Consider the following 16,489-nt stretch of genomic DNA (forward strand, 5'->3'; position numbering starts at 1 on the left):
TATCCGGCTTAAGTGTGTGTCTTTTGAATGTACTCAAAATTTGATTCAAAAAAAAGATATCTTACAAATTTTCCTGACCATTTTCTTAACCAAAAAGTTCTGATAACTTATCCGCAATATCATTCTTTCTACGTCTGTTATTCTTGCGACTAACCGATTCCATTACATTATCAATTCGTTTAAGCACCGTTTCTCTTACAAATGGTTTAGTTATATAATCACTTATACCTAAGGATATCAGTTCCATCTGAGATTCTTTAGACGAATCTGATGTCATTACGATAACTGGAATGTCTTCATATTTTTCATCTTTCTTAATGATACTTAAGAATTCTTTACCATCCATATACGGCATAATTAAATCAAGTATTATTATGTCAATTACTCCCGATTCCTTAAGTTTAATTAAGGCATCATTTCCATTCTCTGCCTCAACTATATCATATTTATCGCTAAACATTTCTGCCAACATCAGTCTGTTAAGTCTGTAGTCATCGACAATTAACATTCTTCCTTTGTTTTTCTTCTTCTCGCCATCTACTTCCTTACGATAGATACTGAGAATACTATCTATCTCTTTCTGTGCCGTGATGTCATTAAGTGTACCAAATAAAAGGTGTTTGTTTCCTATCTTCTGTATATATTGTAATCTTAACTTTACCCACATATTAGTACCATTATTCTTAATTCTTTCATATTCAGCCTCTGCAATTTTCTTAGTTCTTATAGCCGTCTCAAATGCACTAATTACATTTTCTTTGTAATTCTCATCTATTATAGAAATTGCATTTTCTATCTTAAGTGCAGTATCTGAGCTTCCAAACATATCATAAAAACCCTCGTTAACTCTTAATAGTTCAACATTTCCATCTGAATATTCATATATTACTATTGTCTGAAGATTATTACCAAATATCATCTCCATTTGAGGGTTCTTCTCAAATAGTGCATTTATATTTATCTGCTCTGAGTCTTCTGATTTATTCTTGCCCGATTCATTGTTATGAAATTCTTCATTCGAATCTATTAATTTCAGATAATCCTCAACTGGCATAGGTGATGCGAAATAATAGCCTTGAACATAATCACAGCCAATACTTCTTAAGAATCTCGCCTGTTCATAAGTTTCAACACCCTCAACTACAACTGGAAGATTAATCCATTTAGCCATTCTTATTACTGAAGCTAGAATATTATCTCCCCTGCCCGGTATATCCGTATTGGATAGAAATCTCATATCTACTTTAAGTATATCGACAGAGATATCTTTTAAAGTATTAAGTGATGAATAACCACTTCCAAAATCGTCCATTAATATTATGAAACCATATAACTGTAATTTAGTGATAATGTCCTTGATAACAACAGGATTTTCAACATATGCACTTTCTGTAAGTTCAAGATTTAATAGTGCTGGTGGTACATTATATTTATCAGTAAGTCCCTTGATAATATCTACTATCTTAGGATTATACATATTCACTCTTGAAACATTTACTGAAATCGAATAAGGTGTTCTTCCTTCGTCCATCCACTTTCTAAGGTACTTACATGCTTTCTCCCATACGTAATAATCTAATTTAGATATATATCCATTCTTCTCTAAAACTGGAATAAATTCACCCGGCATTACCATTCCCTTGGTAGGATGAAACCATCTTACTAATGCCTCTGCACCATATGGCTTATTATTCTCCAAACTATATTTAGGCTGGAAATACAAATCAAACTGTTCCTTTTCAATAGCACATTTCATATCATTGATTATTTCCTGCTCATGAATAATAGCCTTACTCATCTTATCATTATAAAATGTATAGAACTTAACATAATTGCCTTTGCTGTAATTAGATGCTAATGTAGCCCTGTTAAATATAGTCTCCATAGGAAGATTATTGTCCTCAATGACATATAACCCCAGGTTAGGAACAATATCATATTCAGGATTATATTTAGCTAACATATTTCTTATATCTGCAATACGACGTAAAATAGTTGATTCATCATATCTGTGACATATTCCAAATACATCAGATTCAATTCTTCCAAACGTCGCATAAGGCATAACCGAATAAACATCCTTTAATTGCTTACCGATATATACCAAAAGCTTGTCACCCTCATTATATCCGAAGAATGAGTTAACCATCTGGAATCTGTCCACATCAAACCTTATAAATACAAATTTCTTATCATTATTACACCTTAACATCTCTCTTGTCACGTCATAGAATTTCTTTTTATTATACATTCCCGTAAGGGGATCATATTCTGCAATATATTTAAGTTCATTAAATGTCGATAACTGACTTCTGTATATAGCATTTCTTAGTCTAGCCTTAACAATTCCCTTATCATATGGTTTTCTTATATAATCCCATGCCCCCATATTTAAAGCCCTTTTCTCATTATCAATTCCCTCAAGGCCTGTTGTAATGATTATAGGAATATTTTTCCAATCACAATTCTCATTGATAATCTTAAGAAATTCAAACCCATCTAAATTAGGCATACATAAATCAAGCAAAACAGCCGAAACTCCTCGGCAATGCTCCTTAATATATTCTATGCCGCCGTTACCATTATCAAATTCATGAACCTCATAATTGTCCTCTAAATATGATACTAAAATTTTTCTGTTAACTTGCTCATCATCTATCACTAAAACTACTTTTTTTTCATTCACTGTATACTTCCTCCTAAATGTCCAAAAATTGTTCATTTATTGCTTTCGACGTTCCGTTAAGAGATTATATGTTTATAATATTCTCTTAGCTATATAGTGTAAATTTTACCATATTTTTATATTTCTTACAATGATTTTTGTATATTTTACACAATTAAAGCAAAAGTCAGAAAATCAGAAAAATAAAAGCGGAATATTCTCGTTTTCAAAGAATATTCCACTTTTACTATTTCTTTTTAATTGCCACATTCTATACTGATTTTATTAAACTCATCTAATAAATCATCTATTTTGACATTCTTCTTATCTTCACCCTTAATATCTAATACAACGTTTCCTTTATGCATCATAACAAGTCTGTCACCATATTCTACTGCATATCTGAGATTATGCGTCACCATCATTGTTGTCAGTTTCTTCTCTTTAACGATTTTATCTGTAAGCTGCATAATTATTTCAGCTGTTTTAGGATCAAGTGCTGCTGTATGCTCATCAAGAATAAGAAATTCTATCGGTGTAAGTGTAGACATTATAAGAGCCATCGCCTGACGTTGTCCGCCTGATAAAGCACCAACCTTGACATTTAACTTATCTTCAAGTCCAAGATTGAGTTCTCTTAGCATTTCCCTATAGTCTTCTTTTCTCTTTTTATTAATTCCACTTGAAAGTCCGTACATTTTCCCTTTGTTATCTGCCAAGGACATATTTTCAAGAATAGTAAGATTAGGCGATGTTCCCATTGCAGGATTCTGATATACCCTTCCGATTATCTTATGTCTTATATGCTCCTTCTTATTAGTTATATCTTCTTCGCCAATATAGATTTTACCGCTGTCTACTGGAATACTTCCACAGATTATATTAAGCATTGAAGTCTTTCCTGAACCATTACTTCCGACAATTGATACAAATTCTCCGTCTTGCACCTGAAAATTAAAGTCTTTAAACAGACACATCTGGTTGACTGTACCGGGATTATAATATTTATTTATATTTTTTAACTCTAGCATTTTAATCCTCATTTCTGAGCAACTTATTGCAAAAAAGCGATGATAATTTCGCACAGGCGACTTCTCATCTGCCATAAAAGCTATTTGCTTTCGCTCAGAAACAAATAGCCGTGTAAAAAATAATTGCATCCACATTTTTTTTACACTATTCACCTCTATTTAGCCTCTTCTTTGATGATTTTAGGCTTATTTTTAAACATATTACTGATTATTAAAATTAATAAGAATAATACTGCTGTTATAAGTTTTAAGTCTGATGCTTCCATACCCATATTAATTGCAATGGATATACAAGCTTTATATATAATTGAACCAAATATAACTGCTGAAGTTGCCTTTACAAATTTAATGTTCTTTAACAGTTTAGTTCCTATGATAACACTTGCAAGACCTATAACCATTGTTCCTGTACCTGATGAAATCTCAAAGAAACCATTCATCTGGCAGTAAGCACTTCCTGCTAATGCTGCAAATGCATTGGCAATTGCAAGACCTACTATCTTAGCAATACCTTTATTTTTAGCAACAGAAGTTACTAATACATCATTATCGCCTACTGCTCTTAATAAAAGTCCTGATTTCGTTTTCAGGTACCAGTCAAGAACTAATTTAACAATTATAACTAAGATTGCGAGAACAATTATATATGAATATTTCTCAAGTGACTGTGGGATTATTTTATCCATAAATTTATTTTCAAATATATTGTCCTTGGAAAATATAGCTACGTTGGCAGAGCCTGCAATTCTTAGGTTAATTGCATACAGACCTGTCATAACAATTATACCTGATAATAAATCTCTTACTTTAAATACTACATGGATAATACCTGTAATTGTTCCTGCAATTGCTCCTGCCAATAACGCTGCAAGCAGTGTCACATATGGATTGACATCTTTCAAAATAAGCATTGCTGTTACTGCCGCACCTAACGGAAATGTGCTGTCTACTGACAAATCAGGGAAATCTAATATCTTATATGTAATATAGACACCTAATGCCATTATCGAAAACAGCAATCCTTCTCTTATTACACCTAGAATAATATCTACCATTTTAAAGCTCCTAATCTTATTTATCTATTGTATCGAATACTTCTGCTGCAGACTCTTTCATTTCATCTGGTACTGTGATTCCAAGATTATCTGCAACCTTACTATTAATATATAAACTTGATTCTTCTATTGTCTCAAAGTTAATTTCACTTGCTTTTTTCTCACCTTTTAATACTTTAGCAGCCATTTTGCCTGTCTGGATACCTAATTCATAATAATCAAGACCTACTGTTGCAAGACAACCGATTTTAACCTGCTCAATTTCACTTCCAAATACCGGAATATTCTTCTCTGATGCTTTCTGTAAAATAATTGGTAATGATGAAACAACTGTGTTATCCGTAAGGTTATTAATACAGTCAACTTCATTTAATAATGAATCTGTTGCCAAAGGAATATCTGCTGATGTTGAAATACCTTTATCTACTATCTCAACTCCATATTTTGGTGCTAATTCTTTATATTCAGCAATTGCTGAAATAGAGTTAACTTCACTTGTACAGTAGATAATACCAATCTTCTTAACATTAGGTGTTATCTGTGTAATCATCTCTAACTGTTTCTCAACTGGAAGTTTATCACTTGTTCCTGTTACTTCTCCGACAGGAGTTCCATCTTCTTTAGCAAGTTCTGCTTCAATCGGATCTGTTATTGCAGTAAAAATAACAGGTATATTCTGTTTTCTTGCTGCACTGTATGCTGCCTGTGCCATCGGTGTTGCAATTCCGCAGATAAGGTCAACTTTATTTGAAACAAAATTAGAAATTATCTGGTTGGCAATTCCTGTATCTGCCTGTGAGTTTTTATATGTAATCTTAAGATTTTTACCCTCTTCATACCCCTCCTGTTTAAGTCCCTCTATGAAACCATTACGACAATTATCTAATGAACCATGTTCTGCGAACTGTCCGATACCTATTGTAACTGTTGATGAATCTTTCTTATCACCACAACCTGTAAATACTCCCATTGCTAAAACTGCTGTCATTGCTAATGCTAATAATTTTCTCTTCTTCATAATATTAATCTCCATTCCTGCGCCTATCCGCATAATCTGATTTGAATATAAAATATTCATATATGACTTTTACGGAACAAAAAAGTCCCAAGCACTATTTCTAATGCTTGAGACGAATAATTCCGCGGTACCACTCAAATTGATTTTTAAAAAATCCACTTAATCATATACAATCATATATGCCATACAATAACGGTAATGGTCTCCGTCAATTCATACTGTTAATTCTGAATTGCCCTCAAAAGTCCATTCAGCCAAAAATTCAATATTGCATTTCCACCATCTGCAACTCTCTGTAATTAAATACTAAAGCCTACTACTCTTTCTCAAAGGTTTAAATATTTACTTTTCATATCTTAATACCTATTATTCTATTTGTCAAGTACGAAAACTAAATTTTTAACTTAATACATCTGTATGATTTTCTTCTGTTGTAGTATCTTCTTCATTCTTTTTTGTTGTAGTGTCTTCTTCTACTTTCTGTCTATTGATATTAAAGGTAATGGTCTTAGAATTACTTAAGCCCTTTCCATCATTTACTATATATGCAATATCTATAGTTTTACTCTCGATATCTCCATTAGCTATTATATTCTCAAGTGAAGAAAATGTTCCATTATTAATCTGGTGCTTAGCAGAACCTGATACGGTGTCATAATAATATGCTGATACTTTACTCTTTAATAATTCAACTATTTTATCATAATTTTCCTGTACAGATAAATTATTATCATATTCGTATGTAATCTTTTTCTTATTACTGTCAGACCACAATTTATTATCAAAATAAATCTCCGGAATATCTCTAACATATAATGTCGCACCTGTTGAAACTTTAGTTCCATTAGCATCTGTAAATTCATAACTTATATTATATGTGCCTGCCTTTGCAAATGCATTTTCTTTACTTATCTTAGTTCCATTACCCGTAAATACTGACATTGTAACCTTAGATGATGCATCATTTCCTGACGAATCTGAAGCTGATATACCCTCTGATAAGTTGAGTACTGTTCCAACATTTGTAACGAACTGCTTCTTTGTATTATTAATCTTTACTTCATATACTTTCTTTGGAAGTATCATTACATTCATATCAACTAATTCTTTGATGCCATCAATTCTTCCCTTGCATGAATACTGCCACATATAATACTTAAATGTCATATCAGGCAATAAATCACCATAGCGGAACATATTAGCTGCATAATTAGATGAATTATATTCATTAAAATACCAGGCAACCCAGCTCTTATATTTAGAAGTTATCACAGGCGAATTAATTCTGTTGACATAGTCATCTTTACACATATATACCATTGAATCATAGCCATATCTCTCCACAGTATCGCAAAATACCGATATGATATTCGTAAGCTTTGACTGTGTAAGTCCACTGTATGTTCTGTATCCTTTATCCGTTTCCCAGTCAATAACTACAGGAAGTGTAATATTGTAACCGCTTATATATTTAAGAGTTAATGATGCCTCCTCTAAAGCCTCCTGCTCAGTAATTGCCTGTGAGAAGAAATACACACCAACCTTTATTCCGTTTGCCAAAGCACCCCTTACATTTTCATCAAATCTTGAGTCCTTACATAATTTTCCCGACTCATAACCTCTGTTGCCGACTCTTATAAATGCATACTCAACGCCTGCTGCCTTAACCTTTGCCCAGTCAATCTTGCCCTGATGATATGATATATCAATTCCATAAGAAATCTGATTCTCATCATAATTAGTTGAAGGAATTGTCTTAATATCAGCCGAATTAATTGATGCAATTCTCTTAACTGATGCCTCTTTATCATCTGCAATAGGTGTTGTACTAACTGATAATTTAGATACATCAACTGTTTCTTTCTCAGTCTTCTTCGTTGTCTCTTCTATACTCTGAGTCTCACTAGCAGTTGTTGTAGCTGCTGTCGTAGTCTGAGTCTCTTTAGGCTTAGTCTCTTCTTTAACAGTATTTCTGTCTCTCTCAGTTGTCTCGTAAGATGACTCTGCCTCAACCATAATAGGTTCATTTGCCACCGCTGTAAGTTTCGATGCATTAGTAACCCTGCATACGATAATCACAACTAAAAATGTAAATATCCAGGTCGAAACCGCACCCCATAAGGCCCGCTTATTCTCATATCCTTTATACCATGTACATAATCTGTCATATTTCTCTTTAACAAATTTATATGTATTATCTGTTATTTTCTTTAATTTTGTCTTTATTTCATTATTATTTATCTTAATCTTCATTATTAATCTCCGTATTAGCGTCATTATATACCGTAGAAATATCCATATTCACTATTCACTATTCACTATTCACTATTCACTATTCACTATTCACTATTCACTATTCACTATTCACTATTCACTATTCACTATAGAATAGTATAAACTTTTCTTTATATTTTTTCAATATATTCTTCTTTCATTTCTTGTATAATTCTGTCATATTCACGAAGATTTTTAGACTTTTTAATTTTCTTTATCATTTTCTCACTATTTTCAAAACATTCCTGCATATATAGCCATATTTCTTTCATCTTAAATAACACCGGAACTTCACCCGACATATAATCCTTGTATCTTTCATATATTTTATCGTGAAATTCAAATATCTTATCAGCTTCTATTTCTTTATCTTCTTTAATCATTTGTGGCAGACAAGGGTTCTTTAGAATACCTCTGCCAAGCATTATTGCATTAATTCCATCAAATCTTTCACATATAGATTTATAAGCAGCCTTAGTAAAAACATCTCCATTATAACAGAGTTTTAAACCCGTATTCTCCATCGCATATTCAAATGTATTATATCTTACAGGCTTCTTATACAAATCTTCTCTAGTTCTTGGGTGGATTATAAGTTCTGAAATAGGATATCTATTATATATTTCTAGAATGTCCTGCCACATATCCTCATCATATAGCCCTACTCTGGTCTTAACTGATATTTTCATATTATATTTATCATATGTTTTATTAAATATTTCATCAAAAAATCCGTCTAATCCATCTAAATCACCAAGAAAGCCTGCACCTTTTCCTTTAGAAATGACTGTACCCGATGGACAACCGATATTAATATTGACTTCTTCATAGCCAAGTCCTGCTAATTCCTCTGTTGCACTTATGAAATCTTTAGCATTATTAGATAATAATTGCGGTACTAAATTTATACCTTTATTGTTCTCCGGCAAAATATCTTTAAATTCTTTTAATCTTCTGATTCCATTCGGACTTGTAGAGATAAATGGTGCGAAGTATTTATCTATTCCACTAAAAATCTCGTTATATGTATTTCTATATAAATATCCTGCAACGCCCTCCATTGGTGCAAAATATAGCTGTATGTTTTCTGTATTCATATGTTCCTCTTTCCTAAGCGATTTATTGTAGTGATGTGCTGAGAAATTCGCATAAGCGATTTCTCAGCTGCCATAAAAGCTATTTGTTTTCGCTTCGAAACAATAGCTACAAGAAAAAAAATTCAAAATTTTTTAACATAATCATACAATTATAATTTTTACTAATTTCTCATTAAACTCATTTTTGCTTAAAATTTTTCTACCATAATCTGTATTAGAGTAATAATAGCACTCTCCCATTTCATAATTACATATTTTTTTATTATTTAATACTTCTAAAAAATAATTTTTTTCTATTTTTTCTAAAAGAATTTCAATATATTCTGTCGCCATTTTTATCTTACCTCAATAATCGTTATCAGTTCAATATCAAATAATATTTCCCTATATGCTTCTAATTCACCCTTATTAATATGCTTGTATTCATTTTTATCAAAAATATAATTGTTTTCTAAAAAATAGATTCTAGAACAAATTATATCTTTAATTGTGATATTTTTTGTCATCTTATTAATTATTCTATATTGGCATATTTCCAATATTTATTTCTATCATGTTTTTTAAAGATAAGTGCTAATTCAATTCCAATTGAATCACTTCCGTAACAACAGGCTAAATCATGATTATTAATACATTTTTCAATAACTTGCGGATAATCAATTTCATCAAATGAATTTAAATAAATTAAATCATCAATATTCATATCATTCTTCTCCATATCTTCTAGATAGTCATTCCTACTGACAAATACATAACGATACTGTTTCTTTGAATCAATCAATTCCAATACCTTTTCTAAATTCTCAATTTGGGTTCTAGCAATAGAAACATAATATATCTTATCATTTTTATGATATTCAATCTCTTTTCCTAACTGTAAATAATCTATTTCAAATGAATCTGATATCTTTTTCCAACATTTCTTATATCTTCCAACTTTAGAACTAGGCTCTATAACTTCTTCTAAAACAATTAAATAAATATACAAGGGATTATCCAATATCATTTCTTTTTGAATTTGCTGTAAACAAAATTCAAAAAATTTATCCTTGTTCAAATTAATACCAGTTGCATTATAGCTAATTAAGTTTGCATCCCAACTTTTTTCCATATTATTAGTTACCCAGCCATAATAATCACTTAATTTTTCACTATGTTCTCTCCACATTTTCATGTTTTAAATATCACTCATTTCTATTATCCTTATTTTAGTAATCAAAATGTTTCAATCAGACATCGTCTATTGTTATATATACCAGTATATCTGTTTTTGTTTCTTTTGCAATCTTCATTCATATAATCAATCTTTATAATTTCACAGTATTTTCAATCTTCACTCAAATAACAATGGTATATATAAACTCGCCACAATTATTTTTTTCATAATCTTCTATATACCTCAAAGCCCTTAATTTGCTCTTTTGATAGAATTCTTCCGAACTATCTTTATTCATATACCAGCTATCAAATGTCATTTTGATATTTTCATTTTCTATCTTATAAACATCGCCACCTAAAATACCTATTTTCCGTTTTGACAATTCTTCGAATATCTCTTTTATATTGTCCTTATCCCAAGCATATTCATTTATTCCGAGCGATAATAAGCTTATTCCCTTTTTTAGCAATTCATTTGAAATAACATTTGTAATTACTTCCATAATCATATCTCCTAGTATAATATCTTTTAGATGCCTTATTTTATATAAAACTTAATAGTTTCCTTTGTTCAATAGGCTTAGTTAAGCCCATAATATAATTGTCCCAGTGGGCAATAAGATAATGGTTCTTTTTTCTCCTGTTAAACCAGTAATAGTCGCTTCATACAAAGTCTGTTCCATTGACATGGAAGTTAGTAAGTAGCTAATCCTCCTGCGATTGTCGCTGTCGTATCTGTATCATCTTATAGTTCTTTACTTTTGACCTGATCCGATATCCTTACATAATAGATTTTCTCATCTTCCAATCTAATGCATGCCAACTTTGCATTTTCCTGTACACTTCCCATTACACACCCACAATCTATATCATAGAAAATGCAATCCAGGCTTTCATCATACATACGGTATACATTACCATTATTATAAGGAAATTCCTCATACTTTATTGTTGGTGTATGTCCAGCAATAATCATTCCATGCTCAACTCCACCACACATATACGCATCATCTCTGGCATGCAAGTAGAAATCCTCAACACTTTCATAAGATTCCTCTGTATCAACATGGTCAAGGCTTTCAATATATCCTGCATGAACAACGATACAGGTTCTCTTATTTATATCTATTTTATAGAAGTACGGCATTTTTTCAACTATTTTCGCCCAGTCACAAAGCAATGCGAACGAAACCAATTTCTCATTAATAAGTTTCCCAATTGTTCCATAGTAATCAAAAAATACATTATTATTCTGCTCAGCAAATTTTTGAACTGCTTTATACAAGGTTCTGGAATCTTCAATACTATTCTCATCCAGTTCTGCCTCATCACATACATATTTCATGATGCAAATGTTTGTCAGGAACTCTTCATCATGATTTCCTCTTACAAAAATCACATTCTTAGTTGCATTACTGATCCAACTCATCATTTCATAATTCTTTGTACCCCGATCAATATAATCTCCAGCGCAAATTAGCAAATCTCTGTCGCTAAAATGAATCTTTTCAAGCATCTGCTGAAATTCATCATAACATCCATGGATATCAGACATCACATATGTATTCATAGTACAATCTCCTTCATATATTTCTTTATGTAATTTATCTGCTTGTTCCATTACCTTTTCATAATCATCACACCATCGCCACTCTATACATTTTGTCACGCAAGCACATTGCAGACAAAACAGAGCCTTAATATGATATTTTTATAAGTCTATCTGTGTACATATAACCTGAACGATACACCCACATATAGCTATTTGCACCTTCTTCACATCATCTCTGTTTACGATTGCAGAAATTTCATCATAAGCTGCATCTTTTCATTTAGTTCATGTGTTTCCTTTGTAAGTAAATCTAACTGCTCTTGCATATTTAGAAACATCTGTACCAATAACGACTTATCCATATCATTAAGTTGTTCTTCTGTGAAATTCATCTGCATAATTACGTCTCTTTTTAAAATTTAAATAAGTATTGCATATTTAAAGTAAGCAAGCTAGTATTGTTTTTCTGCTATTAATTAGTTCATTATATCAGACCAAAATGGTATTGGATTGATATTTTCAAATTCTATCTTTCCTTGCTCTTTCCCACCAAATTCGACTTCAAAATAATCTTCTAGATTTTGACCGTAATAAATAATATCTACATCGTGTATAGAAATTATTGGAGGATTATCCTCTGGAATCATAGATATATATCTGTGTCCATAAACCGGAATCAATTTAGGAGCACTTTTCAGTCGTTCCCTTACAACTAGTGCAATATCTATTTCATTATCTGGTTCTTTCCCCCAATCATCGCACCAATAAACCTCCTCTGCTAATTCGTCAACATCTTCAATTGGTCTATTTATAATTTTCTTGATAATCATAATATTATCTTGATTAAGATTTCTCCAGTCAATAAAGCCCTTAGATATTGGTAATGCCATCATTAAAAATTCTTTTAGACTCTTTGGAAATGTTATTTTATATATACCTTCAATTTTTGCTATTTCTTCAACCGTTAATCCTATTTCAAATTCAACACCTTGCTGTTTCAATATTTTTATACTTTCTTCATAAATCAACATTATTATCTCCATCATTTGATTTGTGTAAATTTATATATTCTCATCTTTTTCTTCAATCACTGACAAAAAATGTACTCTATAAAAGTTAATATTTTTTTGACAATTCAAAATTGACCAGTATATCTGTTATTGCCTGCATTGACAAGTCCATAGCGAATTGTTTATAAGTTGTCTATGGTTATCATAAATTACCCTGACTTAAAGCTTATACATTATGAATCATTACCACATACTACAAAATGAGGTAGTTTTACTCCATTTATTATATCTTTCCCAAATATTCGCCAACATTCACTATCACTAGAATAATTTAAAAATGTTTGAAAAGTAGAATTATCAGAAAAATCAATAAATAAATCTTTAAACTTATTAATGTATATCCTATCAACATAAATATTTTCTGTTAATTCAAACCATTTTTTTGCCTTATCGTCAAACATATTGTTGTCCTTCAATTCCCAATCAAATGATTCAGGTACAATACCATTTTCTTTTGGTTCATAGATATCCTCGGATGCTACAATTATATTTCCTAATCTATTATTCACAATTCTCCAAGCACACTGCACATGAATTCGAAATTCATATACTTCTAAATTATGTATTCCCTTATATGTATCATCAATGTATTTACTCCCAAAGCCTAAACATAACATAGATGATGCCCTATCAATAACTCCTAATTTTTTCCCTTGCAATTTTTCTATTATATTACAATTGTCCATAATAATCCTCATTTCTTACCATCCTTTCTCTTCTCCAAATATAATTTTACTATTAATATAAAGTTTTCTCAGGTATAAATGTATAAAAATCATACTTCCTATATTTACCATCATCATACAATGGATATAAATATTAATTTATTTTTTTCCGTACATATATCAGAAATGTAATCCAAATGACTTTTATTATTGATACATGGAATAGCAAACTTACTATGTCCCATTAATTTGACAGACTTGCTATATTTAACTTACATAGCTGGTCTTGACTTCTAATTCTCTGTATTACAATGTGTTTTTTTAGGGTATTAGTTTTGAATCTATCATATATTCTCTGTTCATCAGTTCAATTTTTTCAACGTCAAGAAAAGATGCATCTGCTGTAATTATTTCTAATTCATTCACTATTCCTTCTATGATGTGCAACAAAAAAACAACTGGTGCTGTTGTCTTTTGATAACATATCATCTCAACAGGCACTCTTATATCAAGCGGAAATAACTTATTAACTTGTGAAGCAAACATCTTAATTGATAAAAAATCAAATCCAGACTCTTTTATAACTTGAATATTATTTAGTTGTTCTATTAATATTTCCCTACCTAAGAACTCTTTTTCCATAATATAATTTAGCCATTCTTTTTCTCTTTCTGACAATTTTTCCATAATTGTTCTCCTACTAATATTTTTATTATAATGCAATAGTGTTAGGTAATAAGACCATAATTTAAACCTGCTTGTGAGAAGGCTTAATTGTGATTGTGAATCCCTATACTTGTCTTCCAATTGCAATATCAGCTTCCATTAACACTCTCCAAAGTAATGGTTTTCACTGCTTAAAATTTTACCATATTTTCTATAATGTTTACTACAGAAATTTGATTTATTTGCTCTGTCCATATCAAAATTTAAGCCTGTCTGTCGAAAAGCTTACTTGTATATCCTTAATTATAAACTATACACAATTTCTTCAATTGAATCTGCACAACAATCAAATTCGTAATTACCATTACTATTCAGTACCCCTCTATACCATACCCCTATATCCTCTTTTGGCTCCATTATATAAAATCCATAAAATTTAATCATCTTTACCGGCGTTAATAACTCATATTTTTGTTTCATAAAAAAAGGCTCATTTGTTTTCTCAAAGCAATCATTATAGTAATATGAACCATTTTCAGATAATGCAAAACATTTTCCATTAATTTGCGAAACCACTATATAGTCATGCCCCAATAGCTCATTAAATATTTGTATTTCATTCTTTGTTAGCTTCATTTTGTCCACACTCCTAATTCAAAAGTATTAATTATAATTCATTCTAAAAGTATGCAATTTACCACTTATTTTATTAAATGTTTAAAATTTCAATTGTTGGTTCCCATTCAGTAACAATATCAATATTGTAATTACCTTTTTAATCTATCTTCTAATGGTAAACCATCTTCGCATGGCATATATGAAACTAGGTTGCTAATTTCTTCTGTATATTCAAACTCTTCATATACATCTTCTATTTAATAAAGTTATTTCATATAGTTTATAAATTGTGAAATCACCTTGTTCTAAAATCATATTATTACCTTGACTTATCATATTCTCTCGTAATCTTATAAATTCATTGAGGTTTTAACCTATCTGTCTCACAAAGTAACATGCGAAACTTAATATTTTCTCTTTTAGATAATTCTATATATTTTTCAATAAATGAATGATCATTACATACATCTACATAATCTGAATCATACCAAGACTTCTCAATATTTTCACCAAAAAAATCTTCAGATAATTCCGGAAAAATATTGTTCAAATACCAATTATCCCCTTCAACGCCTTTATAGTCTCTATTATCATCACGCTGAAAAATAATACCATTAATCATAGGATAATTTTCTCCAAATAATATATTTTATCTATATTCATATATCAGGTTGAAACGTTATAAAAATACTTAACGGCTACAAATATATCATACAATTTTTATCAGATAATTTTTTTATATTTTCTTCTTTTGTTATAGGAAAAATAACAACACAACCTTCATCTATCAACACATTAACTGTCTGAGATAGTTGTTCCCTTAGGTACTCGATATCACTTGAATTCATCCAAGGACAACAAAATATCCTTTTCCCATTTGCGTAGCCTATTGCTGCCGAGGCTTTCCATCGTTCAAAACCTACATAATTAATATTTCTTTCTATTCTTTCTGACGAAATATTAAACATTTTTTGAATTGTCAAAAAATCCTTGTCAATTAGTTGACACCTGACTCCATATTCAATTTGTTCTTTTATTGTTTTTTTATTAATCCTAATTCGATTACAAAACAAACTATTAATTCTATATTTATACAAATCATTACCAATATACCAACTAATATCTACTAATTCTCCAATATCTTTTTCAATACCATCTATATAAATTTTTCCTTCATAAAATTCAGTATTTCCTGTTATACCACAACTCAATGCAGCTCCACCTTCCCCAAACTCACCAATAATGCCATATAGATTTCCTACAGAAAACTCAAAATTCCTTTTCTGTAAACAATCTTGAACAACACCATAACGAAACAAATTACAATGTCCTCCAAAAGATACTCCTGAAAAAGTTATTTTTTCCAAAACTGCCACCACCTTTTGTTATTCTAGAATCCTACTTCAATAACATTAGATATCGAAATTGGTCCAGGTCTATCACTTACTATTGCTCAATATAATTGAATCACACATAGCTAACCATCATTCTAATTCAGAATTATCAATTACTGTATCATCATATAGGACAATTTATGTAAAACGAATTCTTTTGAATTAACTATACATTTCTTCATAAGTTTTTTCTAGTATATATGATTTATTGCCCACCGAAAAAAAT

Annotated in this window: 17 protein-coding genes and 1 other annotated feature; all 17 genes read right to left on the bottom strand. The window is 30.5% G+C overall.

Annotation, left to right across the window (positions count from 1 at the left end; translation table 11 throughout):
- Positions 1-85: 85 nt before the first annotated feature.
- The 17 genes from OCV48_RS12710 to OCV48_RS12790 all read right to left on the bottom strand — a co-directional run bounded on the left by OCV48_RS12710 (position 86) and on the right by OCV48_RS12790 (position 16,236).
- Positions 86-2,686: an EAL domain-containing protein gene (locus tag OCV48_RS12710; protein WP_021983424.1), complete on the bottom strand. Its 2,601-nt coding sequence runs from the start codon at positions 2,684-2,686 to the stop codon at positions 86-88.
- A gap of 236 nt (positions 2,687-2,922) precedes the next feature.
- Entirely contained in the window at positions 2,923-3,696 is a 774-nt protein-coding gene (locus tag OCV48_RS12715) for an ABC transporter ATP-binding protein (protein ID WP_147592139.1), read from the bottom strand.
- 155 nt (positions 3,697-3,851) lie between these two features.
- Positions 3,852-4,751 (bottom strand): ABC transporter permease, encoded by a 900-nt coding sequence (locus OCV48_RS12720; protein ID WP_021983422.1) that lies wholly within the window; start codon positions 4,749-4,751, stop codon positions 3,852-3,854.
- A gap of 16 nt (positions 4,752-4,767) precedes the next feature.
- Positions 4,768-5,769 (bottom strand): ABC transporter substrate-binding protein, encoded by a 1,002-nt coding sequence (locus OCV48_RS12725; RefSeq protein WP_021983421.1) that lies wholly within the window; start codon positions 5,767-5,769, stop codon positions 4,768-4,770.
- Between the two features lie 105 nt (positions 5,770-5,874).
- Positions 5,875-6,108: a binding site (T-box leader), on the bottom strand.
- Positions 6,109-6,168: 60 nt separating this feature from the next.
- On the bottom strand, positions 6,169-8,022 hold the full coding sequence (locus OCV48_RS12730; protein WP_262559847.1) for a glycoside hydrolase family 25 protein: 1,854 nt from the start codon (positions 8,020-8,022) through the stop codon (positions 6,169-6,171).
- A 152-nt stretch (positions 8,023-8,174) separates the two neighbouring features.
- Positions 8,175-9,140, bottom strand: coding sequence for a tRNA dihydrouridine synthase (locus OCV48_RS12735; protein ID WP_021983419.1), 966 nt, complete (start codon positions 9,138-9,140; stop codon positions 8,175-8,177).
- 141 nt (positions 9,141-9,281) lie between these two features.
- Positions 9,282-9,473: a hypothetical protein gene (locus OCV48_RS12740; protein WP_021983418.1), complete on the bottom strand. Its 192-nt coding sequence runs from the start codon at positions 9,471-9,473 to the stop codon at positions 9,282-9,284.
- A 181-nt stretch (positions 9,474-9,654) separates the two neighbouring features.
- Positions 9,655-10,314, bottom strand: coding sequence for a hypothetical protein (locus tag OCV48_RS12745; RefSeq protein ID WP_021983416.1), 660 nt, complete (start codon positions 10,312-10,314; stop codon positions 9,655-9,657).
- A gap of 163 nt (positions 10,315-10,477) precedes the next feature.
- Positions 10,478-10,801 carry an Imm40 family immunity protein gene (imm40, locus tag OCV48_RS12750; protein WP_021983415.1) on the bottom strand — a complete coding sequence of 108 codons (324 nt, stop codon included), beginning with the start codon at positions 10,799-10,801 and terminating at the stop codon, positions 10,478-10,480.
- A gap of 242 nt (positions 10,802-11,043) precedes the next feature.
- Positions 11,044-11,868, bottom strand: a complete 825-nt coding sequence (locus OCV48_RS12755; protein ID WP_147592142.1) for a metallophosphoesterase — start codon at positions 11,866-11,868, stop codon at positions 11,044-11,046.
- Positions 11,869-12,089: 221 nt separating this feature from the next.
- Complete coding sequence (locus OCV48_RS12760; RefSeq protein ID WP_021982405.1) at positions 12,090-12,248, bottom strand: hypothetical protein; 159 nt, start codon at positions 12,246-12,248, stop codon at positions 12,090-12,092.
- Positions 12,249-12,326: 78 nt separating this feature from the next.
- Positions 12,327-12,881 carry an SMI1/KNR4 family protein gene (locus tag OCV48_RS12765; RefSeq protein WP_147592143.1) on the bottom strand — a complete coding sequence of 185 codons (555 nt, stop codon included), beginning with the start codon at positions 12,879-12,881 and terminating at the stop codon, positions 12,327-12,329.
- A 212-nt stretch (positions 12,882-13,093) separates the two neighbouring features.
- On the bottom strand, positions 13,094-13,606 hold the full coding sequence (locus OCV48_RS12770) for a hypothetical protein (RefSeq protein WP_021982407.1): 513 nt from the start codon (positions 13,604-13,606) through the stop codon (positions 13,094-13,096).
- Positions 13,607-13,906: 300 nt separating this feature from the next.
- Positions 13,907-14,272: a hypothetical protein gene (locus OCV48_RS12775; protein WP_021982408.1), complete on the bottom strand. Its 366-nt coding sequence runs from the start codon at positions 14,270-14,272 to the stop codon at positions 13,907-13,909.
- Between the two features lie 282 nt (positions 14,273-14,554).
- On the bottom strand, positions 14,555-14,887 hold the full coding sequence (locus tag OCV48_RS12780) for a hypothetical protein (protein WP_021982409.1): 333 nt from the start codon (positions 14,885-14,887) through the stop codon (positions 14,555-14,557).
- A 340-nt stretch (positions 14,888-15,227) separates the two neighbouring features.
- Complete coding sequence (locus OCV48_RS12785; protein ID WP_147592144.1) at positions 15,228-15,491, bottom strand: hypothetical protein; 264 nt, start codon at positions 15,489-15,491, stop codon at positions 15,228-15,230.
- A 76-nt stretch (positions 15,492-15,567) separates the two neighbouring features.
- On the bottom strand, positions 15,568-16,236 hold the full coding sequence (locus OCV48_RS12790) for a hypothetical protein (RefSeq protein WP_147592145.1): 669 nt from the start codon (positions 16,234-16,236) through the stop codon (positions 15,568-15,570).
- Positions 16,237-16,489 lie beyond the last annotated feature (253 nt).

It is taken from the genome of Bovifimicola ammoniilytica (assembly GCF_025567085.1).
GTDB classification, from domain to species: Bacteria; Bacillota; Clostridia; order Lachnospirales; family Lachnospiraceae; genus Bovifimicola; species Bovifimicola ammoniilytica.

Bases quoted from the DNA above. Each gene is read 5' to 3' on its own strand.
- OCV48_RS12715 (WP_147592139.1), bottom strand. From the start codon at position 3,696: ATGCTAGAGTTAAAAAATATAAATAAATATTATAATCCCGGTACAGTC.
- OCV48_RS12720 (WP_021983422.1), bottom strand. From the start codon at position 4,751: ATGGTAGATATTATTCTAGGTGTAATAAGAGAAGGATTGCTGTTTTCG.
- OCV48_RS12725 (WP_021983421.1), bottom strand. From the start codon at position 5,769: ATGAAGAAGAGAAAATTATTAGCATTAGCAATGACAGCAGTTTTAGCA.
- OCV48_RS12730 (WP_262559847.1), bottom strand. From the start codon at position 8,022: ATGAAGATTAAGATAAATAATAATGAAATAAAGACAAAATTAAAGAAA.
- OCV48_RS12735 (WP_021983419.1), bottom strand. From the start codon at position 9,140: ATGAATACAGAAAACATACAGCTATATTTTGCACCAATGGAGGGCGTT.
- OCV48_RS12740 (WP_021983418.1), bottom strand. From the start codon at position 9,473: ATGGCGACAGAATATATTGAAATTCTTTTAGAAAAAATAGAAAAAAAT.
- OCV48_RS12745 (WP_021983416.1), bottom strand. From the start codon at position 10,314: ATGAAAATGTGGAGAGAACATAGTGAAAAATTAAGTGATTATTATGGC.
- imm40 (WP_021983415.1), bottom strand. From the start codon at position 10,801: ATGGAAGTAATTACAAATGTTATTTCAAATGAATTGCTAAAAAAGGGA.
- OCV48_RS12755 (WP_147592142.1), bottom strand. From the start codon at position 11,868: ATGAATACATATGTGATGTCTGATATCCATGGATGTTATGATGAATTT.
- OCV48_RS12760 (WP_021982405.1), bottom strand. From the start codon at position 12,248: ATGCAGATGAATTTCACAGAAGAACAACTTAATGATATGGATAAGTCG.
- OCV48_RS12765 (WP_147592143.1), bottom strand. From the start codon at position 12,881: ATGTTGATTTATGAAGAAAGTATAAAAATATTGAAACAGCAAGGTGTT.
- OCV48_RS12770 (WP_021982407.1), bottom strand. From the start codon at position 13,606: ATGGACAATTGTAATATAATAGAAAAATTGCAAGGGAAAAAATTAGGA.
- OCV48_RS12775 (WP_021982408.1), bottom strand. From the start codon at position 14,272: ATGGAAAAATTGTCAGAAAGAGAAAAAGAATGGCTAAATTATATTATG.
- OCV48_RS12780 (WP_021982409.1), bottom strand. From the start codon at position 14,887: ATGAAGCTAACAAAGAATGAAATACAAATATTTAATGAGCTATTGGGG.
- OCV48_RS12785 (WP_147592144.1), bottom strand. From the start codon at position 15,491: ATGATTAATGGTATTATTTTTCAGCGTGATGATAATAGAGACTATAAA.